This window comes from Pseudomonas sp. ADAK2 TE3594 (assembly GCF_053628675.1).
This window is the reverse complement of the sequence record NZ_JBRJGV010000001.1, coordinates 3,274,825-3,295,018: the sequence shown is the minus strand read 5'-3', so window position 1 is coordinate 3,295,018 and position 20,194 is coordinate 3,274,825. Positions and strand designations below refer to the sequence as shown.

17 protein-coding genes are annotated in these 20,194 nt (G+C 61.7%); 11 read left to right on the top strand and 6 right to left on the bottom strand.

Annotation, left to right across the window (positions count from 1 at the left end; translation table 11 throughout):
* The first annotated feature begins 124 nt into the window (after nucleotides 1–124).
* From AB7M22_RS14425 to AB7M22_RS14385, 9 genes are all read left to right on the top strand, one after another.
* Nucleotides 125–907 (top strand): ABC transporter permease, encoded by a 783-nt coding sequence (locus AB7M22_RS14425; RefSeq protein ID WP_454186806.1) that lies wholly within the window; start codon nucleotides 125–127, stop codon nucleotides 905–907.
* The gene (locus AB7M22_RS14420) at nucleotides 907–1,761 is read left to right on the top strand and encodes an ABC transporter ATP-binding protein (protein ID WP_454186805.1); all 855 of its coding nucleotides are present in this window, start codon (nucleotides 907–909) and stop codon (nucleotides 1,759–1,761) included. The genes AB7M22_RS14425 and AB7M22_RS14420 overlap by 1 nt, the downstream gene beginning before the upstream one ends.
* Nucleotides 1,758–2,720 (top strand): HEAT repeat domain-containing protein, encoded by a 963-nt coding sequence (locus tag AB7M22_RS14415; RefSeq protein ID WP_454186804.1) that lies wholly within the window; start codon nucleotides 1,758–1,760, stop codon nucleotides 2,718–2,720. The genes AB7M22_RS14420 and AB7M22_RS14415 overlap by 4 nt, the downstream gene beginning before the upstream one ends.
* Nucleotides 2,717–3,001, top strand: a complete 285-nt coding sequence (locus tag AB7M22_RS14410; protein WP_454186803.1) for a DUF971 domain-containing protein — start codon at nucleotides 2,717–2,719, stop codon at nucleotides 2,999–3,001. The genes AB7M22_RS14415 and AB7M22_RS14410 overlap by 4 nt, the downstream gene beginning before the upstream one ends.
* Before the next feature lie 101 nt (nucleotides 3,002–3,102).
* On the top strand, nucleotides 3,103–3,720 hold the full coding sequence (gene lexA, locus AB7M22_RS14405; protein ID WP_008066968.1) for a transcriptional repressor LexA: 618 nt from the start codon (nucleotides 3,103–3,105) through the stop codon (nucleotides 3,718–3,720).
* Nucleotides 3,720–4,337 carry a translesion DNA synthesis-associated protein ImuA gene (gene imuA / locus AB7M22_RS14400; protein WP_008006531.1) on the top strand — a complete coding sequence of 206 codons (618 nt, stop codon included), beginning with the start codon at nucleotides 3,720–3,722 and terminating at the stop codon, nucleotides 4,335–4,337. The genes lexA and imuA overlap by 1 nt, the downstream gene beginning before the upstream one ends.
* A gap of 7 nt (nucleotides 4,338–4,344) precedes the next feature.
* The gene (locus AB7M22_RS14395) at nucleotides 4,345–5,760 is read left to right on the top strand and encodes a Y-family DNA polymerase (RefSeq protein WP_454186802.1); all 1,416 of its coding nucleotides are present in this window, start codon (nucleotides 4,345–4,347) and stop codon (nucleotides 5,758–5,760) included.
* Nucleotides 5,757–8,834 (top strand): error-prone DNA polymerase, encoded by a 3,078-nt coding sequence (locus AB7M22_RS14390; protein WP_454186801.1) that lies wholly within the window; start codon nucleotides 5,757–5,759, stop codon nucleotides 8,832–8,834. The genes AB7M22_RS14395 and AB7M22_RS14390 overlap by 4 nt, the downstream gene beginning before the upstream one ends.
* 131 nt (nucleotides 8,835–8,965) lie before the next feature.
* Complete coding sequence (locus tag AB7M22_RS14385) at nucleotides 8,966–11,077, top strand: ATP-binding protein (protein ID WP_454186800.1); 2,112 nt, start codon at nucleotides 8,966–8,968, stop codon at nucleotides 11,075–11,077.
* A 189-nt stretch (nucleotides 11,078–11,266) separates the two neighbouring features.
* On the opposite strand, the gene AB7M22_RS14380 is transcribed toward AB7M22_RS14385, so the two are convergent.
* On the bottom strand, nucleotides 11,267–11,788 hold the full coding sequence (locus tag AB7M22_RS14380) for a DUF4142 domain-containing protein (protein WP_454186799.1): 522 nt from the start codon (nucleotides 11,786–11,788) through the stop codon (nucleotides 11,267–11,269).
* A 218-nt stretch (nucleotides 11,789–12,006) separates the two neighbouring features.
* On the opposite strand from AB7M22_RS14380, the gene AB7M22_RS14375 reads away from it, so the two are divergent.
* A complete protein-coding gene (locus AB7M22_RS14375; RefSeq protein ID WP_454186798.1) occupies nucleotides 12,007–12,249 on the top strand; it encodes a hypothetical protein in 243 nt (80 codons plus the stop codon).
* A gap of 110 nt (nucleotides 12,250–12,359) precedes the next feature.
* Complete coding sequence (locus AB7M22_RS14370) at nucleotides 12,360–12,620, top strand: hypothetical protein (protein ID WP_454186797.1); 261 nt, start codon at nucleotides 12,360–12,362, stop codon at nucleotides 12,618–12,620.
* 146 nt (nucleotides 12,621–12,766) lie between these two features.
* On the opposite strand, the gene AB7M22_RS14365 is transcribed toward AB7M22_RS14370, so the two are convergent.
* The 5 genes from AB7M22_RS14365 to AB7M22_RS14345 all read right to left on the bottom strand — a co-directional run bounded on the left by AB7M22_RS14365 (nucleotide 12,767) and on the right by AB7M22_RS14345 (nucleotide 20,002).
* On the bottom strand, nucleotides 12,767–13,855 hold the full coding sequence (locus AB7M22_RS14365) for an SMP-30/gluconolactonase/LRE family protein (RefSeq protein ID WP_454186796.1): 1,089 nt from the start codon (nucleotides 13,853–13,855) through the stop codon (nucleotides 12,767–12,769).
* Nucleotides 13,852–14,994: a sterol desaturase/SRPBCC family protein gene (locus AB7M22_RS14360; RefSeq protein ID WP_454186795.1), complete on the bottom strand. Its 1,143-nt coding sequence runs from the start codon at nucleotides 14,992–14,994 to the stop codon at nucleotides 13,852–13,854. The genes AB7M22_RS14365 and AB7M22_RS14360 overlap by 4 nt, the downstream gene beginning before the upstream one ends.
* 110 nt (nucleotides 14,995–15,104) lie before the next feature.
* On the bottom strand, nucleotides 15,105–15,968 hold the full coding sequence (locus AB7M22_RS14355) for a LysR family transcriptional regulator (RefSeq protein ID WP_007898206.1): 864 nt from the start codon (nucleotides 15,966–15,968) through the stop codon (nucleotides 15,105–15,107).
* Nucleotides 15,969–16,153: 185 nt separating this feature from the next.
* Entirely contained in the window at nucleotides 16,154–17,872 is a 1,719-nt protein-coding gene (locus AB7M22_RS14350) for a hydrogenase maturation protein (RefSeq protein WP_454186794.1), read from the bottom strand.
* 282 nt (nucleotides 17,873–18,154) lie between these two features.
* Nucleotides 18,155–20,002, bottom strand: a complete 1,848-nt coding sequence (locus AB7M22_RS14345) for an amidohydrolase (RefSeq protein WP_454188812.1) — start codon at nucleotides 20,000–20,002, stop codon at nucleotides 18,155–18,157.
* Between the last annotated feature and the right edge of the window lie 192 nt (nucleotides 20,003–20,194).

The window sequence follows — 20,194 nt, the reverse complement described above, 5'->3', positions numbered from 1 at the left end:
ACCGATCAACTGTGGGAGCGAGCTTGCTCGCGATGGGGGTGGACCAGTCAACATAAATGCTGAATGCCTGACCGCAATCGCGAGCAGGCTCGCTCCCACAGGATCTCGGGTGAAAGGAAGAATTATGTCTCGATCATTGTCACGCTGGCTCCCCCGAGCCGCTTCATTGCTGCTCTGCCTGCTGTTCTGGCAACTCGCCGCCAGTCACCACTGGAACCTTGGCCTGGTGACCTTCGCCAATGTTCCGACCCCGCTGGCAGTCATCGAAGCAGCCCTGGGCCTCGGCGACTCCGGCAAGCTCGCCCAACACCTGAGCAGCAGCCTCGGCCGGGTCTTCGCCGGTTACCTCGCGGCGCTGATCATCGGCATCGCTTTGGGCCTGACCATCGGTCGCTCGAAATGGGCCGAAGATTTATTGCTGCCGCCTCTGGAAGTCCTGCGCCCGATCCCGGCCGTGGCCTGGATTCCCCTGGCGATCCTGATGTTCCCGTCGTCGGAACTGTCCATGGTTTTCATCACCTTCACCGGCGCGTTGTTCCCGATTCTGCTCAACACCGTGCACGGCGTCGAAGGCGTCGACCCGCGATTGATCGCCTCGGCGAAAAGCCTTGGGGCAGGGCGTCGGGCGATTCTGCTGGAGGTGATTCTGCCGGGCGCCGCGCCGAGCATCATCACCGGCCTCGCCATCGGCATGGGCACCTCGTGGTTCTGCCTGGTGACCGCAGAAATGATCTCTGGCCAGTACGGCATCGGCTACTACACCTGGGAGTCCTACACCATCCAGAACTACGCCGACATCGTGGTCGGCATGTTGCTGATCGGCGTGCTCGGGATGGGCAGCAGTCTGCTGATCAAACGCTTGGGCGGGCTGTTCACGCCCTGGCACCGACCACGAGGAAAAGCCTGATGAGCGTGATGCAAAGTCCTGAAGGGCGGATCGACATCCGCCAACTGTCCATCGTCCTCGGCGAGGACAAGCAAGCCTTCGAAGCCGTGCAAGGCCTCGACTGCCAGATTGAACCGGGGCAATTCGTGTGCATTCTCGGGCCGTCCGGTTGCGGCAAATCGACCCTGCTCGGTGCGCTGGCCGGTCACCTGCAGCCGCGAACCGGCACCCTGAAAGTTGACGGTGCGCAGGTCTCAGGGCCATCGCCGCAGCGTGGCATGGTCTTCCAGCAACACACGCTGTTCCCTTGGCGCACCGTGCGCGACAACGTGGCTTTCGGCCTGAAAATGCGCGGCATCGGCATCGGCAAAGCCGAACGCCATACAGCGGCCGACGAAATGCTCGCCCTGGTGGGCCTCGAAGGTTTTGCCGAGCGCTGGCCGAATCAGCTGTCGGGCGGCATGCAGCAGCGGGTGGAAATCGCCCGGGTGCTGATCAATCGTCCGCGCCTGTTGCTGATGGACGAACCCTTCGGCGCTCTCGATGCGCTGACCCGGTTGAACATGCAGGAACTGCTGCTGGACATCTGGACGCGAATTCGCACCACCGTGGTGTTCGTCACCCATGACATCGACGAAGCGCTGTTCCTCGCCGATCGCTTGCTGGTCATGAGTTCGCGTCCGGGGCGGATCATCGAAGACCTGCGCCTCGACTTCCCCCGGCCACGCACCACCGAACTGGTGACGAGCCATGAATTTTCCCGCTTGAAGCGTCATTGCCTCGAGTTGCTGCGTCACGAAGACGGTCGGCAGTTACCGCGCCTGAACCCTCTCGGACTTCCCCCTGAAAACCCACTGCCGCGATTTGCCCTATGACCTCTCTATTCGATGTAACCGATAACGACGACATCCTTGCCTTGCAGCCGCGCCTGACCGATGACGACCCTGGCGTGCGCCGCATCGCCCTGATCGAACTGGCCGACCTCGAAGAACCGGATGGCTTGCTGTGGCTGGTCAATCGACTGGCGCAAGACCCGACCGAAGAAGTGCGCGCCGAAGCCGCTCGATTGCTGGAAGCGTGGGAGGATGAACCGGTGGTAGAAGCGCTGTGCCAGGCGCTGACTGACTCATCGCTGGCGGTGCAGTCTGCCGCTGCGCAAAGCCTCAGCCTGCTCAAGAGCGAAGCAGCGGGGCGGGTGATTTTGCCGTGGACCGGGCATGCCGACATCAGCGTGCGCGTCGCGGCTTTCAGGGCCTTGCGCGAGTTGCGTTTTCCCCAGGCGGCTTGCGCGGCATTGTCCGCGCTGGACGATAGGGACGCCAATGTCCGGCGTGAAGCCGTCGGCGTACTCGGCTGGCTCAAACAACTCGATGCGTTGCCGGCCCTGGCCCGACTCGCCAGCCACGACCCGGACACCGAAGTGCGCCGCGCCGCCACCGGAGCCCTTGGCTTGGCGTCTGACGCGCAAGTGCTGCCGGCGCTGCGTCAGGCGTTGCAGGACCAGGCCTGGCAAGTGCGCGAAGAAGCCGCCACCACATTGGGCAAGGTAGGACACGCCGACGCCGGTTCTGCCTTGGTCGAAGCCTTGAGCGACGATTACTGGCAAGTCCGCCTGCGCGCCACCCGCAGCCTTGGCCGTTTGCGTTACGTTCCGGCCCTCGAAGCGTTGATCGAAACCCTCGGCCACCGCATCAGCAACCTGCGCAAGGAAGCGGCCCTGGCCCTTGGAGAGTTGAACGATAAAGGCGCCATCGCCGCATTGCAGGCGGCGCAAGACGATGGCGACCCGGAAGTGCGCAAAGCCGTGCGCATCGCCTTGAGTCAACTGCAATGAACCCGGTGGCGATTGGTAATTCCCAGGGTAAACAACAGCTGCGCCTGAACTGGCCGGATGGGCGCGAGCAGGTACTCGATCACACCGAACTGCGCCGCCAATGTCCCTGCTCGCAGTGCCGGGCGTTTCGACTGCAAGGTCTGACGGTGAAAGTGGATGAGCGCATCCGCGTGATCGAACTCAACGCCCAAGGCTACGGCCTGCAACTGATCTTCAGCGACGGCCACGAACGCGGCATCTACCCGTGGCCCTACCTGTCCGGGTTAACCCCACCCCTGTAGGAGCGAGGCTTGCCCGCGAAGGCGCTTTACCTGACACACCGCCTTCGCGGGCAAGCCTCGCTCCTACAAGTCCTTGCCAGGAAAAACTCAAAAGAGTACAAATGTACTCCATGACGACTTTAACTCCCCGCCGTACCGCCATCCTGACCTTCATCCGCGATCGAATCGCCGAGCACGGTCAGCCCCCGAGCCTCGCTGAGATCAGCGAGGCCTTTGGTTTCGCCTCTCGTAGCGTGGCGCGCAAGCATGTGCTGGCGCTGACCGAGGCCGGTTTTATCGAGGTCAATGCGCATCAGGCGCGAGGTATCCGGCTGCTGAATCAACCGCCGCGGCCCGAGCTGCTGGATGTTCCGGTACTCGGTCGAGTGGCGGCCGGTGCGCCGATCGGTGCCGATGCCGAGGTCCACAGCCGTTTGCTGCTTGATCCGTCGATCTTCTCGCGGGTGCCGGATTACATGCTGCGGGTGCAGGGCGATTCGATGATCGAGGACGGCATTCTCGACGGTGATCTGGTGGGCGTGCGGCGCAATCCCGAAGCGCTCAACGGCCAGATCGTCGTGGCGCGGCTCGACGGCGAAGTCACTATCAAGCGTTTCGAGCGGGTCGGCGATTCTGTTCGCCTGTTACCGCGCAATCCGGCTTACAAGCCGATCATTGTTCGAGCCGACCAGGATCTGGCCATCGAAGGCGTGTTCTGCGGTCTGGTGAGGCAAGGGTGATGGGCGCCGTCGTTGCGTTGGATACGCTGTTCAATGGCGGCCAGGTCTGGAAGGGCCGGCCTGCGCCACCGGCCGTCAGCCCGCAACCCACGGGGCATGCGGCGCTGGACGCGGCATTGCCCACTGGCGGCTGGCCGGAAGCGGCACTGACTGAGATCCTGTTGGCCGGGCAGGGCGTGGGTGAGTTGCAACTGGTGTGGCCAGCGCTGGCGCGGCTGTCGGCGGCAGGTGAGCGCATCGTGCTGGTGGCGCCGCCTTACGTGCCGTATCCCCAGGCCTGGCAGAACGCCGGGGTCGATCTGCGGCAACTGTCGATCATCCAGGCCAGCGAGCGCGATGCGCTGTGGGCGGCGGAACAATGCCTGCGTTCGGGCAGTTGCGGGGCGGTGTTGTGCTGGCCGCACAAGGCCGACGATCGAGCGTTGCGACGTTTGCAGGTGGCGGCGGAAACCGGTCAGACCCTGGCGTTCGCCTATCGCTCGCTCAGTGAGGCCATCAACCCGTCGCCAGCGGCCCTGCGCATCGCCATCGACGCCAAACCTGCGCAATTGCGGGTGCTCAAGTGCCGGGGCGGGCTGGCCCGTTCGGCGCCGATTGCCTTTGCCGTCGGGCATTGAGGTTGCCATGCGCTGGGTTTGCATTCTCTTCCCGCAATTGGCGCTGGACGCGGTACTGCGTCAGCGCCCCGACCCCGACGAACCGCTGGCGCTGCTGACCGGTCCGGCCCAGCGTCGGGTGCTGCAAGCGGTCAACGGTTCGGCGCGGGCGCTGGGCTTGCGTCCCGGCCAGTCGATGACCGCCGCTCAGGCCTTGAGCAAAGGGTTTGTCACCGCCGAATACGATGCCGCCGAGATCGAACACTGGCAGCAGTTTCTGGCCGCCTGGGCCTATCGGTTCAGTTCCCAGGTCAGCGTGCATTACCCGCGAGCCGTGGTGTTTGAAATCGAATCCAGCCTGGGTTTGTTCGGGCCCTGGCCGCAATTCGAGGCGCGGTTGCGGGCGGAACTCGGCGAGTTGGGGTTTCGTCACCGGATTGTCGCCGCGCCCAACCCGGTGGCGGCGCGGGTGCTGGCCAACGTTTATGACGGTCTGGTGGTGCCGGACAATGAAGCCTTGCAGCATCACTTGGGGCAGTTGCCCGTTGACCGGATCGCCCTGGAGCCAAGCGTTGCCACGGCACTGTCGCGCATGGGGTTGCGCACCTTGAGTCAGGTGCAGGCGCTCCCTCGACATAGCCTGGCCCGGCGTTTCGAAGCCCAGGTGCTCAAGCATCTGGATGCCTTGTTTGGTTTACGGCATCTGGCGCTGGCGTTCTACCTGCCGCCGGACCGTTTCGATGTGCGCATCGAGCTCAATTTCGATGTGCAGTCTCATCAGGCGTTGCTGTTTCCGTTGCGCAGGCTGACCGGCGATCTGGCGGCGTTCCTCTGCGGGCGGGACAGCGGTGTGCAGCGTTTTGACCTGCACCTGGAGCACGCCGGGTTGCCAGACACGCTGATCAAGGTCGGCCTGCTCAGCGCCGAGCGTGATCCGGCGATGCTGTTCGAACTGGCCCGGGGGAGGCTGGAGCAGGTTCAGGTCGAGGCGCCGGTGCGCGGTTTTCGTCTGCGCGCCGAAGAGCTACCGGCCTTTGTGCCCCAGTACCAGGAACTGTTCGATGATCGTCCGCAGCAGTCCTTGCCCTGGGAGCAACTGCGTGAACGCTTGCGCGCACGGCTGGGGGATGACGCGGTGCAAGGCTTGCGGTTCCAGGCCGATCACCGGCCCGAATGCGCGTGGCAGGCCAGTGTCAACAGTCAGACCTGTGAGGTATTGCCTGCCGTGCAACGTCCGGGCTGGTTGCTGACGGAGCCGCAGGCAGTACACGAAGGTTCGACGCGCATCCTCATGGGGCCGGAACGCATCGAGTCGGGCTGGTGGGACGGCGACGACGTGCGCCGCGATTATTACCTGATCGAAACCCGTTCCGGCCAGCAGGGCTGGGCCTATCGGGCGGTGGGTGAAGACGGTCCGTTGTGGCTGCAAGGCTGGTTCGCATGAGTGTCGACTATGCCGAACTGCACTGCCTGTCGAACTTCAGTTTCCAGCGCGGTGCTTCCAGTGCGCTTGAGCTTTTTCAACGGGCGAAAAAGCAGGGCTATCAAGCGCTGGCGATTACCGATGAATGTACCTTGGCGGGTATCGTCCGCGCCTGGCAGGCGGCCAAGGCCGTGGAGCTGCCGCTGATCATCGGCAGTGAAATACGCATCGAAGACGGCCCGAAACTGGTGCTGCTGGTGGAAAGCCTCGAGGGTTACCAAACCCTGTGCCGACTGATTACCCGCGCCAGACGCCGTACGCAGAAAGGCCAGTATCAGGTGCAGCGGGGGGATTTCGGCGAGCCGTTGCCGGGGCTGTTGGCGTTGTGGGTGCCGGACGCCGTCGATGACGTTGAGCAGGGCCACTGGCTGAAGCAGACCTTTGCCGAGCGCCTGTGGCTGAGCGTTCAGTTACATCGCGGGCAGGACGACACCCGGCGACTGGCGGCGCTGCTGACCCTGGCGCGGGAACTGCGGATCCCGGCGGTGGCCAGCGGCGATGTGCACATGCACGCCCGCGGTCGGCGTGCCTTGCAGGACACCATGACCGCGATCCGTCATCACTTGCCGGTGGCCGAGGCCGGGTTGCGTCTGCACCCTAACGGCGAACGGCATTTGCGCAGCCTCGACGCCTTGCGCGAGCTCTATCCGCAGGCACTGCTCGACGAAACGCTGAGCATCGCCCGGCGCTGCACGTTCGACCTCGGTCAGTTGCGTTATCAATATCCCCGGGAGCTGGTGCCTGAAGGTCACACGGCCACGTCCTGGCTGCGGGAGTTGGCCGGGAAGGGGGTTCGGTGGCGCTGGGAAAAAGGCCCTAAAGCCGAGGTGTTGGCGCAGATCGACAAGGAACTGCAGCTGATTGCCGAGTTGGGGTACGAAAGTTATTTCCTGACGGTTCACGACATTGTGAATTTCGCCCGCAAGCAACACATTCTCTGTCAGGGGCGCGGTTCTGCCGCCAACTCGGCGGTGTGCTACGTGCTGGGCATCACGGAGATCGATCCGGAGCGGAGCACGTTGCTGTTCGAGCGTTTTCTCTCCAAAGAGCGCAACGAGCCGCCGGACATCGACGTGGATTTCGAGCACGAGCGGCGTGAAGAAGTCCTGCAGTACGTGTTCCAGCGTTATGGCCGGACCCGTGCGGCGCTGACGGCGGTGGTCAGCACTTACCACGGTGCCGGCGCAGTCCGCGACGTGGCCAAGGCACTGGGTTTGCCGCCGGATCAGGTCAACGCCCTGGCCGACTGTTGCGGTCACTGGAGTGATCAGGCGCCGCCCGTCGAGCGCCTGCGTGAAGGTGGTTTCGATCCCGACAGCCCGGTGTTGCGCCGGGTGCTGAGCCTGACGGGGCAGTTGATCGGTTTCCCCCGGCACCTGTCCCAGCACCCTGGCGGTTTCGTGATTTCCGAGCAGCCCCTGGACAGCCTGGTGCCGGTGGAAAACGCCGCCATGGCCGAGCGCACCATCATCCAGTGGGACAAGGACGATCTGGACGCGGTCGGGTTGCTCAAGGTCGATATCCTCGCGCTGGGCATGCTCAGTGCGATTCGTCGTTGTTTCGACCTGCTGCGTCGGCACCGTGGCCGCGACCTGAGTCTGGCGACGGTGCCGGCCGAAGATCCGCAAACCTACGAGATGATTGGCCATGCGGACACCATCGGGGTGTTCCAGATCGAATCCCGGGCACAGATGTCGATGTTGCCGAGACTCAAGCCCAAGAATTTCTACGATCTGGTGATCGAGGTAGCGATCGTTCGTCCGGGGCCGATTCAGGGCGGGATGGTGCATCCGTATCTGCGCCGGCGTAAGGGCGAAGAAGAGGTGATCTACCCGTCGAAAGAACTCGAAGCGGTGCTGGAACGTACGTTGGGCGTGCCGCTGTTCCAGGAACAGGTGATGCAGATTGCGATTGTCGCCGCCGACTACAGCCCCGGCGAGGCCGATCAATTGCGCCGTTCCATGGCCGCCTGGAAACGTCACGGCGGACTGGAACCGCACAAGGAACGTCTGGCCGACGGGATGAAGAAAAACGGCTACACGGCGGAGTTCGCCGCGCAGATCTTCGAGCAGATCAAAGGCTTCGGCAATTACGGCTTTCCCGAATCCCACGCCGCCAGTTTCGCCTTGCTGACCTATGCCAGTTGCTGGTTGAAATGCCACGAACCGGCGGCCTTCGCCTGTGCGCTGATCAACAGCTGGCCCATGGGTTTCTACAGCCCGGACCAGATTCTTCAGGACGCCCGCCGACATGATTTGCAGATTCGTCCGGTGGACGTGCGGGCCAGTGACTGGGATTGCAGCCTGGAACCGATCACCGGCGCGCAGCCGGCCATTCGCATGGGGTTGCGGATGATCAAGGGCTTTCGCGAGGACGATGCCAGGCGCATTGAAATTGCACGGTCGAAAGGGGCGTTTGCCGACATCGGCGACCTTGGCGAACGGGCGCGACTCGATGCCCGCGCCCAGGAGCAACTGGCCGATGCCGGTGCATTGCGCGGGCTGGCCGGTGACCGGCATCGGGCGCGCTGGGAAGTGGCGGGGGTGCAGAAGCAGCTCGGCTTGTTTGCCGGTTTGCCGAGCCAGGAAGAGCCGACGGTGTCTCTGCCCAAACCCACCGTGGGCGAGGACCTGCAAGCCGATTACAACAGTGTCGGCACCACCCTCGGCCCGCATCCGCTGGCATTGCTGCGGGGTGAATTGAAAGCCCGGCGTTGCCGCAGCTCGAAAGAACTTATGGATGTCGAGCACGGCCGACCGGTCAGCGTCGCCGGGTTGGTGACCGGTCGGCAACGCCCGGGCACCGCCAGCGGCGTGACCTTCGTGACGCTTGAAGACGAGTTCGGCAACGTCAACGTGGTGGTCTGGCGCGACCTGGCTGAACGGCAACGGCAGGTACTGGTCGGCTCGCAATTGCTCAAGGTCGATGGGCGCTGGGAAAAGGTAGGCGAGGTGCGGCATCTGATTGCCGGGCGCTTGAGCGACCTGAGTTCATTGCTCGACGGTATCCATGTGCGCAGCCGGGATTTCCGCTGAACCGGCGACATTCAGCTATACCTCAATGAAACCATTGGCGTCGGCGGTGCTCGAAACAAACGGGCACGCACCGTCTCCTCACGCCGTTGCACTGCCTGAAAACATGTCATCCACAGGACATAGGCCAGTCGATGCAGTTTCTAGACAATAGCCACGGATGTACCGGCTGGAGCGGCGAAATGGCCGGACGCATTCGCGCGTTCGACTGGAGCCTGACGGAGCTCGGGAGCATCGATACCTGGCCTGGGAGCCTGTGCAGCGCGGTGCAATTATTGCTCGCCTCACCCCTGCCGATGGTGATGCTGTGGGGCCAGCCCGGTTACATGATCTATAACGATGCCTACTCGAGATTTGCCGGTGGGCGCCATCCTTACCTGCTGGGTTCTCCGGTGGAGTTGGGCTGGCCAGAGGTCGCCGAATTCAATCGGCATGTGGTGGATACCTGCCTTGCGGGCGGTACCTTGTCCTATCACAACAAAGCCCTGGTGCTGTTGCGTGATGGCGTACCCGAAGACGTCTGGATGGATCTTTACTACAGCCCCGTCGCCGATGATGACGGGCACCCGGCCGGGGTCATGGCAATGGTGGTCGACACCACTGATCATGTGATTTCCGAGCGCCGCCGCCAGGAAGCCGAAAGCGCTTATCGCGCCGACAACGAAAGAGTTCGCCTGGCTCTTAATGCCGGGGCTTTGCTCGGCTCGTTCGTCTGGGACATCAAGGCTAATGTGCTGTCTGCCGACGAACGCTTTGCCCGCACGTTTTCCTATCCGCCTGACCAGGACCTGGCCAACCTGCCACCGCTCATCGCCGAAATGCAGATCCATCCCGACGACCGCAGTTGGGTTCAGGAACGGATCAATCAGTCGGTGGAAACCGGCGTGCCCTACAACGCCGAATACCGGGTTCTGCGCCCCGATGGCAGTTACCTGTGGGTGCTGGCCAGCGGGTGTTGCGAGTTCAATGAGCAAGGCGAGGCGTTCCGCTTTCCCGGGGTATTGATTGATATCCACGAACGCAAGACCGCTGAAGAGTCGTTGCTCAAATTCACCCGCAACCTGGAGCAGCGAGTCGCCAACGAAGTCGAAGCGCGGCTGGCGGCCGAAGAGCAGCTGCGTCAGTCACAGAAACTCGAAGCCATCGGCGGTCTCACCGGCGGCGTGGCCCATGACTTCAACAACCTGTTGCAGGTGATCGCTGGCAACCTGCATTTGCTGGCGCGTCATGAACCGGACAACGCCAACGTGCAACGCCGGGTCAGTGCGTCGATTGCCGCGGTCGAGCGCGGTGCCAAATTGTCGTCGCAATTGCTCGCATTCGCCCGTCGTCAGCCTTTATCGCCGGCGGTCTGCGATCCACGGCAGATCTTCGAAGGCCTGGGAGAATTGTTGCAGCGGGCGCTGGGGGAGACTATCCAGATCAAGGTGACGGCGCCTGACGATCCATGGCATCTCTACGTGGACCGCAATCAACTGGAAAACGCCATTCTCAACCTCGCGATCAACGCTCGAGACGCCATGAACGGCGAGGGGACCATTGCCCTGAGCGCCGAGAACATTGTCCTCGACCGCAAATTTTGCGCAGGCAAGGGCATCGTCGCCGGCGACTATGTTTGCGTCGCGGTGGCTGATACGGGTGTCGGCATGCCGCCTCAAGTGCTGGCACAGGCCTTCGAACCGTTTTTCACCACCAAGGCCGACGGCCAAGGCACCGGCCTGGGTTTGAGCATGGTGTTCGGTTTCGTCAAACAGAGCGACGGGCATATCGAGATTTCCAGCGTCGTCGGGCAGGGCACTCGGGTGCAGCTGTATTTCCCGCGTAGCTTGCGCTCGTTGCCCGGTGAAACAACGCGCCATGATCCGCAGCACCGTGGCGGGCACGAAACCATTCTGGTGGTCGAGGACAACGAAGCGGTGCGTGGCTCGGCGGTCGACTTGTTGCATGAAGAGGGCTATCAGGTGCTGACCGCGGCCAACGGTGACCTGGCCATGCAGATGTTGCTCGATGGCGCGGCGGTGGACCTGATCTTCACCGATGTGGTCATGCCCGGCCTGATCAAAAGCTCGGACCTGGCCGCCTGGGCCAAGGTGCAGAATCCTCCGGTGGCGGTGCTGTTTACCTCCGGCCACACCTGGGACATTATTTCGCGCAATCACCAACTCAGCCCCGACACTTATCTGCTGAGCAAACCCTATGGCCCTGCAGCGCTGTTGAGCATGATCCGCAGCGTGCTGGGTGGTTGAGACCTGTAGGCTGTAATGCGATCGCCCCTGTAGGAGCGAGGCTTGCCCGCGAAGAACGATGACGCGAGGTACCTGATACACCGCGGGGATCTTGTTCGCGGGCAAGCCTCGCTCCTACAGGGCTAACCGACCGGCATCAAGGCTTACCCGCGATGAGCGATCACCGGGCAAGCCTTGTTCCTGTGGGGGTTATTTGTCGGGATGAGCCGCCTGGAGTTTTTTCGCCATATCCAGGTGTTTTTCCAGCGCCGGCAACATTTTTTGTGCGAAAGCCTTGAGGTCGGTGGCGCCTTTGGTCTTGTCGTCCGTCACTGTATTGGCTTCTTTCTTGAACCGTTCAATGGCCTCTTCGTGAGCCTTCACCTGATTGTTGGCATAGGCTGTGTCGAAGGATTCATCGCGCAGATCGAGAATTTTTTCCTTGGCCTGTTTAACCATCGTCGTCGTGTCCGGTACTTCGATGTCATGCTTTTTCGCCAGTGCCGCCAGTTCTTGATTGGCTTTGGAATGATCGGTGATCATCATATTGGCGAACGCCTTGATGTCGGCCGCTGAGCTTTTTTCCAGGGCCAGTTTGCTGGTCTCGACTTCCGCGATGCCGCCCGCGACCGCGTCATCGACGAAGTCGTTGGAGTCGGCGGCGAAAGCTGTGCCCATGCTGGTGCTCAAGGCAACGACCAGGGCGAGGTGACGCAGATTGAAGCCGTCCATTGATCATTCTCCACACAGGTTTTTATGGACGATCCGGGTGATCGTTATTCAATGGAGGCGAGCGCTCGGGTAAAGGTTTTATCGCGTTTGCGACAGGACGACGAACGGACACCGCTGGTCTGATAGACGGTCGACAGAACACGGTAAGCAAGGCCATTCTGATAGCTGGTGAGCGCAATCGATCGCGTTTGCTACCGATTAACAAACGGAGGTGTTCCATGCCGGTGACTCATGATCTGTATCAGGATCTGAAACTTTCAAAGGAAGAGATCCAGCAAAAACGCACCAAGGATCCGTTACTGGATTCACTGATCAACAAATATTCTCAGGCAGACGCGGAGGTGTTGAAGGCCGAGTCCGCACAATCAGATGCGCCCAGCGATGACGCATTGAAGAAGCTCAAAGAGAAGCGCGTGCAGGTCAAGAACAAGATAGTTGAACGACTCCAGACGCCGTCCTGACACTCTGTACCAAGCCACCGACGACCGGTGACTGAAAAATTGGAACGGGGATAAATACCGGCACCTCGAACGATCAGAGCCCGACGTTACGGCTCCATGCGAGGTGCCTCATGCCCCATCCAGCCTTTCCCCATAAACAAAAGTACCCCAGTGAACAACAGGGCGGCTACGACCCGATCCCGACACATCCCGAGCCCTTGAGCCCGGGCCGCACCACCGTCAACCCCGAGGATGAACCGGGCATTGATGAATTGCCGGACAATGAGGACATAACGCCTCTGGAGCCGGATGACGTCACTGGCATCGACCCGGAGCGAGTGCGCGAAGAGACAGGCAATTCGGTACGCGATGGTGAGATGGATCCGCGTTGATTCACGAGTGTTGATCGCAAATCTCGCGGCAACCCCGATCAACTGTGGGAGCGGGCTTGCTCGCGAATGAGGCCATGCCAGTCGACATCAATGTTGAATGTCAGTGCGCCTTCGCGAGCAAGCCCGCTCCCACAGGTTGATCACCGTTACGGCTGCAACGCCGTGCTCAACGGCAACCGCGCCATGTGCCGCGCTTTCAGCGATCCCAGATACAACCAGTCCCCATACTCGCGCACGGTGGTGATGGGGGAGTAGTTGCCGCTGCTGGCGTCTTGCAGATTGGCAATTACTTTACCGTCGAGGTCCAGGCCGAGGGCGAAGGCGCGTTTCTCCACCGGTTTGGGCAGGACCGTCAGCGCGCGCACGATCATTTTGCGTACCAGAGGGTAGGGCGCCGTGGCGTCGAGCAGCGCATTGCGCGGTGCATACAGCGCCACCCAGAAACGGTCGCGACCATTGAATGCGAGGTTGTCCGGCAGCCCTGGCAAATTGTCGATGAACAGATCGTGGGTTCCGGCTTTCGGTCCGGTCAGCCAATAGCGGCTGATGCGATAGGCGCCGGTTTCGTTGACCAACACAAACGCATCGTCAGGCCCCAGGGTCACGCCGTTGGCGAACTCCAGTTTCTCCAGCAGGACCACCGTTTTGCCGGTCTGGAAGTCATATCGCAGCAATCGGCCGTCACCGCCGTGCTCGATGATCGCCTCGCCATCCTTGCCGTAACCCCAACGGCTGGAAGCATCGCTGAAATAGGCGTAATGCCCGGGCTTGTCGATGACCACGTCATCGGTAAAACCAAAGGGCACGTTGTTGGCCGTGGTGCTCAATGCAATCAACCGGCCCTGAGCATCGAGCGACAGCAAACCCTTGACTCCGTCGGCAATCACCAGCAAACCATTGGGGTGCCGCGCCAGGCCCAATGGTCTGCCGCCTGTATCGGCCAGCACCTTGGTGGTTTTGCCGTCGAGGCTGGTGCGAATCAACCGGCCGTCATGCAGACCGGTGATCAGGACGTCTTCCTCCAGCAGCAACGCCTCCGGGCCGTCGATGTCAGCGGCACCGACACGTTCTACGCCTTTGAGGCGCTGATTGTCGGTGTAGATGCCATCGATGAGGGAGGGCGCCGGTGACGGTGTCCAGGCGATCGGCTGGACTTTGGTGGGTAATAACAACAAGAAGCCGCCAATCACAATGATCAACAGCAACAATAAATGCCGAAACTTGAGGGCTCTCACGCGGTGACTCCTGTCGAGGCCAGATGTTTTTGCGCCATTTGGCGTAATGCCAACATCGATTGCGCTGATTCACGCTCGATGCGCCGCTTGAGCAACAATCGATTGGCGATGCGCATCACCACACCGCTGAAGCAATATTCCAGGGTGCGGACAAACCGCGTGCCGTCGCCAAAAGCCTCGCACTCGTAAGTCACCACCAGCGACAGTCCATGATCGCCCCGGGCCCGAGCGCTCCAGCGACGACCGGGCAGGTATTCGTCGACCTCCCAGCGCAAATGCCCCTCACGCCCGCCGGCCCGAATGTCTTCCTCGAACCGCGCCCCGGCATACAACGGGCCGCCCTGGCCATCGACCTTGAGGGAGGACGGATGCCACTCCGGCCAACGTGTCGCCGTGCTGGCGTAGGCGAGCACGGCGAGCGGATTTCCAGCGATGTCGATCACGTGCTGCAGGCGGGTGGGCGTTCTCGTCAGGTGCGTAGGCGCTTGTTCCGGTTCCCAGTGCAGGGTGCCGAACAGGTAGTCCATCAGTGGAAAAACGATATTGAAATTGCGCTCCTGCATCAGCTCACGGCGGTGATGCAGTTCGTGCAGGCGGCGCATCTGGCGAATCCACGGCAGACGTGTCAGCGGGTTGTCGGGCGGTAGATGTTCGCAGGCATGGAACACTTCATAAGTCAGGTAGCCGAGGACCATGCAGCCGCCGAACAACCCCGCGACGTTGCCGTTGAGCTGTGCCAGCAGCCACCAGGCAGGCGCGGTGATGACGAGGGTATGCAACACAATCAGCCAGGCCGGAAACAGAATCACCCGCCAGTCCCGGGCGCTGTCGTAGGTCATGTGGCCAGGGGTGAAAAAGCTGTGATGGTCACCGGCGTGACGGGCGTAGAACATTCGCGCCAAGCGCTTTTTATGGTGCCCCAGATGCCGATGCACGACGTAGACGCCGAAGTTGAAGAACAACAGGGTCAGCGGCACCGACAGCCATTCCAGGGGGTGTACCTGATGCACGGTGTTCCAGAACGCGCCGATGGCCAGCAACCCGAACAGCAGCACAAACACGCCATGCAACCAAGGGTTGTAGAGCGGATGAATGTCGGCACGGTAGCGCGCGCGGAATGCTTCGGTGGTCTGCCTCACTGAGTGCACCTGTGGTTATTGTTATAACCAGCAGATTAGCCGATCCCACCGCAGAGGCTGGCTGAACCTTGAGGGCACAAACGCCATGCTCAGGTGCAAGGCGCCTGGCGTCAGGTCAAGGGGTTCCAGCGCTGGGACCAGTCGTCGTCCGTCTTGATCACTTCGCGCAGCAAATCGAAGGCTCGTTGCAAGGTCGCCGAGTCGCGGTCCCGGGAGTAAACCAGGTAAGTCGGATAGCTGAACTCCGGAGCTTTGGGCACTGGCTCCAGCACGCCGCTTTCCAGGTAGCTCTGGACCACGCGGGTGCGGAAATAGCCGCTGCCGCCGTTCTCCAGGATGTATTGCAAGGCCAGCGGGCCGAGGTTGAAGCTCAAGGCTGCCTTGGCCTTTTCCGGCAACGCGGCATCGTGTTGACGACGGAAGTCCGGGCCCCAGTCGATATACACGTAAGGATCGGGTTGTCCGGCCAGGCGTACCAGGATGAGTTTTTCTTCCAGCACCTGCTCGACTTGCAGGCGTGGCCAGTACTCGGGCTGATAGACCAGCGCGGCATCCAGCACCCCCAGCTCCAGTTGACGCAGCAAGTTTTCGCCGTCGCGGATTTCCATGCGCAGGGCGTGGCTGGGGATTTTCTCGCGCAGTTCGCCGGCCCAGCTGAGCATCAACGGGTTGCACAGACTGACCTCGCCGCCAATGTGCAGCACGTCGCGGTAGCCTTCGGGCAGCGGCAAGTCCCGGCGTGCCGCTTCCCAGGTTTGCACCAGTTGATTGGCGTACACCACGAAGGCCTCACCGTTCGGCGTCAGGCGCGCACCGGCGCGGTTGCGCACGAACAGCGTGCTGCCCAGCTGACTTTCGAGTTTTTGCACGCGGGCGGTGATCGCGGTCTGGGTGACGTGCAGCTTTTCAGCCGCCGCGGCCAGGCTGCCGTGGCGGACGATTTCCAGAAAAGTGCGGGCGAGGTCGATGTCCATGGGCAGGCCGATGCGGGAGGTGCGGGCATTGTAAGAGCAGGCGCCGTCAGCGGATAGAAATCAAGATCAAAAGATCGCAGCCTTCGGCAGCTCCTACATTGGAATCGCGCACGCCGTGAAATATCGGGCGAACACAAATCCTGTAGGAGCTGCCGCAGGCTGCGATCTTTTGCAGGCGCTACCGATCACCCGGCCAATTCAACATCCCGAACAGCCGCCCATTTGGCCACCAACCGCTGCGGCGTGCCACACACCCTACGCTTGAACACAAAATTTCGGCATTTCTCGGCAAACTGTTTGCGGTTCTGCACCATGTCCAGTTGCATCTCTTCCAGCTCGGCATTGCGACAGTGCTGCATCAGCTGAGTCTCGAGCTGGCTTTTGCGCTCACGCACCGCCTGATACGCCGGATCACTCAACGCACCATTGGCCCGCTGTAACAACCACAGGCCAAACTCGTCGGGACAGCGCGGACCGATTTCCTGGACCATACCCAACTGCAAGGCCTGAGTGGCGCTGACCGGCAGACAGTCTTCAGTGAGTTTTTCCGCCATTGCCCGGCCGACGGCGCGGGGCAGGCTGTAGGTCCAGTACTCGGAGCCGTACAGTCCCATGGTTTTGTAATGGGGATTGAGCACGATGTCGGACCGGGCGAAGACAATATCGGCCGCCAGTGCCAGCATCACGCCGCCGGCCCCGGCATTGCCGGTCAGGCCGCTGACCACCAGTTGCCGGGCGCTGAGCAATTCCTGACAGACGTCATCGATCGCCTGAATATTGGCCCAGGCTTCCAGCCCCGGAACCGCTGCGGCCTGGATCACGTTGAGGTGCACACCGTTGGAGAAACTGCCGCGCCCACCCTTGATCAGCAGCACTTGGGTGTCCCGGGACTTGGCCCAGCGCAGGGCCTCCACCAGTCGCTGGCACTGTTCGGTGCTCATCGCGCCGTTGTAAAACTCGAAGGTCAGCTCACCGACATGCCCCGACTCACGGTAGCGGATCGGTTGATAGGACTCGTTGTTGAAGGGCCGGGAGGCGATCGACCAATCCAGGGTCGGGATCTGCGTCAGCTGTTCGGCGAGCACGTGCCGGGCCGGGCGTTTGAAGGTTTCTTCACCGGGCCGGGGTTTGTGTCGCAGTGAACCGATCCACAGGCTGGTGTCGCCGGTCGCCACCAGCACCGCATCGTCATGCACCGCGAGAATTTCCCCCGGCGTACCGCTGCGCGAATCCAGGTGAGCGTCATACAGGTAATATTGACCGCCGGCCAGGCTCGCCAATACGCCGGGCTGGCCGTCGGCGGCGTCGATACAGCGTTTGATGAAGTGTGAGCTGTCGTGCCAGCTGAAGGATCGGTCGGCTTGCTTCATGTTCGGCTGCAAGCGGCCAATCACATGGCGTTGGTTGTAATCCAAGGGCACCGGAACGAAACCGGCGATGAATTTTTCCACGACTTCGCGGATGCAAGTGATCGCCGCATCGCTGACGCGCCCGTTGTACAACTCGGATTTGCGCAGGCCCTGGGGCAAATTGAACTCACAGGTGGCCCAGACCGGCCCGGCATCCATTTCCTCCACCGCTTGCAACGCGGTCACGCCCCAGCGGTTGAGTTCGCGGGTGATCGCCCAGTCCAGCGCACTCGCGCCACGGTCGCCGACGATGCCTGGATGAATGATCACCACGGGACGCTGGCGGTTGCTCCACAACTGTTGCGGTACCCGATCCTTGAGGAATGGGCAGATCACCAGATCGGCGCCTGAGTGTTCGATCTGCTCGCACACCGCCTCTTCATCGGTGAACAGCACCACACTGGGTGAGTGGCGGGCCTGACGCAAATCCAGCCAGGCCCGTTGGGTCAGCCCGTTGAACGCTGACGCCAGCAGAATGATTTTCAATGACCGCATGATTGACTCTTCCTTGAGAATAACGGGCCGCAGGCTCCCAATGAGCCGTCCGTGGCCTTCGATGGAAGCGCGATAGTAGTGATTGTGCGGTGGGGAACAACTGATCGAGGTCAATCTTGTGTCAGTGGGTGTTTCGGGACAGAAGGTTGAATAGCGATTTAATGTGGGAGCGAGCCTGCTCGCGATGGCGGACTGACAGCCAACATCACTGTTGAATGTTAACCCCCCATCGCGAGCAGGCTCGCTCCCACATTAGGTCGGTGGCACTTGGATAATTGTGGTTCAAAACGCAAAACACGAGCAGCCAAACGCCCCCCAGAACCCTTGAAAATCGCTGACCGGCGCTGACGACAACCGCGCCCGTTCATGGCTGTGGGCATGCACCGCGCAAGCGCCCATGCATTGATGTACTTGCGCGGTCAGCGGCGCCAGTGGTTTCCAGTGTCCCGGCACATTCACCACCGGCGACCATTCAGGCACTACCGGAATCGGTGGTGGCCCCAGCTTTTCGAACTCGACGCTGCCGTAGACGATCTTGCCGTCGACAATGGTCAGCACCGACTCGATCCATTTGATGGCTTCGTCTTCGATGTGGAAGTAATCCGCCGACAGCGCGATCAGGTCAGCCAGTTGCCCGACCTTGATCTGGCCTTTCTTGCCTTGTTCGGAAGAAAACCAGGCGCTGCCGTGGGTGAACAGTTCCAGCGCCGTATCTCGGCTCAAGCCTTGCGGGTACAACGCCAACCCGCCGACGGTGCGGCCGCTGACCAGCCAGTACAGCGAGGTCCAGGGGTTGTAGCTGGACACGCGCGTGGCATCGGTGCCAGCGCCGACCGGCACACCTTCGGCCAGCATGCGCGCGATCGGGGGTGTCGCTTCGGCCGCCTTCGCGCCGTAACGGTCGACAAAGTACTCGCCCTGGAACGCCATGCGGTCCTGGATGGCGATACCGCCACCAAGAGCTTTGACCCGTTCGATGTTCTGTGGGGTGATGGTTTCGGCGTGATCGAAGAACCACGGCAAGCCATCGAACGGAATATCCCGATTGACCTTCTCGAACACGTCAAGCATGCGGCTGATGGATTCGTTGTAGGTGGCATGCAGGCGGAAGGGCCAGCGCTGCTCGACGAGGTGGCGGACCACCGGTTCCAGCTCTTGCTCCATGGTTTGCGGCAGGTCGGGGCGAGGTTCGAGGAAGTCTTCGAAATCCGCTGCCGAGAACACCAGCATTTCCCCGGCACCGTTGTGCCGCAGGAAGTCGTCGCCTTGGCCGTACTGAGAGGTACTGGTCCAGTTTTTGAAGTCGGCCAGCTCTTCCTTGGGTTTTTGGGTGAACAGGTTGTAGGCAATGCGCACCGTGAGCTGTTGGTCTTTGGCCAATTGCTGGATGACTTGATAATCGTCCGGGTAATTCTGATAACCGCCGCCGGCATCGATGGCGCTGGTGACGCCCAGCCGGTTGAGTTCGCGCATGAACTGACGGGTCGAGTTGACTTGATACTCCAGTGGCAACTTCGGTCCCTTGGCCAGGGTCGAGTAGAGGATCATTGCGTTGGGGCGGGCGATCAGCATGCCGGTGGGGTCGCCATTGGCATCACGCTGGATTTCACCACCCGGCGGATTCGGCGTGTCGCGGGTATAGCCGACCACTTTCAACGCCGCGCGATTGAGCAGGGCGCGGTCGTAGAGGTGCAGGACGAACACCGGGGTGTCTGGCGCGGCCTTGTTCAGTTCTTCAATCGTCGGCAGACGCTTCTCGGCAAACTGGAATTCGTTCCAGCCACCGACCACCCGCACCCATTGCGGCGTCGGCGTGCGATCGGCCTGATCCTTGAGCATGCGCAAGGCGTCGGCCAGGGACGGCACGCCTTCCCAGCGCAGTTCAAGGTTGTAGTTCAGACCGCCACGGATCAAGTGCAGGTGAGAGTCATTGAGACCGGGAATTACCGTGCGGCCATGCAGGTCGATGATCTGGCTGCCGGGGCCTTGCAGCGCCATGGCCTGGGCATCGCTGCCGACCACTACGAAGCGTCCGTCCTTGATCGCGACGGCACTGGCCTGAGGTTTTTTGCGGTCGACGGTGTGCAGGCGTCCGTTGTAAAGAATCAGATCGGCCGGGGCATCGGGCATGGTTTTACTCCCTGCGAATAGTGGGCTGACCCAGGCACCGACGGCGCCTGCCGAAAGGCCTTGCAGTACACGGCGACGGTTGAATCCGTCGCGGTCGTCAGGTGGGCTCATGGCAGTGCTCTCCACAAAATTCTTCCAAAAGAAGTGAGGGCAAACAGCCGATGTCTGACGCATGCGGCCAGAAGGAATATA

What these genes read in the sequence shown, in the direction of transcription:
- AB7M22_RS14395 (WP_454186802.1), top strand. Translation starts at nt 4,345, where the DNA reads ATGCGCTGGGTTTGCATTCTCTTCCCGCAATTGGCGCTGGACGCGGTA.
- AB7M22_RS14345 (WP_454188812.1), bottom strand. Translation starts at nt 20,002, where the DNA reads ATGCCCGATGCCCCGGCCGATCTGATTCTTTACAACGGACGCCTGCAC.
- AB7M22_RS14350 (WP_454186794.1), bottom strand. Translation starts at nt 17,872, where the DNA reads ATGCGGTCATTGAAAATCATTCTGCTGGCGTCAGCGTTCAACGGGCTG.
- AB7M22_RS14415 (WP_454186804.1), top strand. Translation starts at nt 1,758, where the DNA reads ATGACCTCTCTATTCGATGTAACCGATAACGACGACATCCTTGCCTTG.
- AB7M22_RS14420 (WP_454186805.1), top strand. Translation starts at nt 907, where the DNA reads ATGAGCGTGATGCAAAGTCCTGAAGGGCGGATCGACATCCGCCAACTG.
- AB7M22_RS14390 (WP_454186801.1), top strand. Translation starts at nt 5,757, where the DNA reads ATGAGTGTCGACTATGCCGAACTGCACTGCCTGTCGAACTTCAGTTTC.
- imuA (WP_008006531.1), top strand. Translation starts at nt 3,720, where the DNA reads ATGGGCGCCGTCGTTGCGTTGGATACGCTGTTCAATGGCGGCCAGGTC.
- AB7M22_RS14410 (WP_454186803.1), top strand. Translation starts at nt 2,717, where the DNA reads ATGAACCCGGTGGCGATTGGTAATTCCCAGGGTAAACAACAGCTGCGC.
- lexA (WP_008066968.1), top strand. Translation starts at nt 3,103, where the DNA reads ATGTACTCCATGACGACTTTAACTCCCCGCCGTACCGCCATCCTGACC.
- AB7M22_RS14425 (WP_454186806.1), top strand. Translation starts at nt 125, where the DNA reads ATGTCTCGATCATTGTCACGCTGGCTCCCCCGAGCCGCTTCATTGCTG.
- AB7M22_RS14370 (WP_454186797.1), top strand. Translation starts at nt 12,360, where the DNA reads ATGCCCCATCCAGCCTTTCCCCATAAACAAAAGTACCCCAGTGAACAA.
- AB7M22_RS14380 (WP_454186799.1), bottom strand. Translation starts at nt 11,788, where the DNA reads ATGGACGGCTTCAATCTGCGTCACCTCGCCCTGGTCGTTGCCTTGAGC.
- AB7M22_RS14355 (WP_007898206.1), bottom strand. Translation starts at nt 15,968, where the DNA reads ATGGACATCGACCTCGCCCGCACTTTTCTGGAAATCGTCCGCCACGGC.
- AB7M22_RS14375 (WP_454186798.1), top strand. Translation starts at nt 12,007, where the DNA reads ATGCCGGTGACTCATGATCTGTATCAGGATCTGAAACTTTCAAAGGAA.
- AB7M22_RS14385 (WP_454186800.1), top strand. Translation starts at nt 8,966, where the DNA reads ATGCAGTTTCTAGACAATAGCCACGGATGTACCGGCTGGAGCGGCGAA.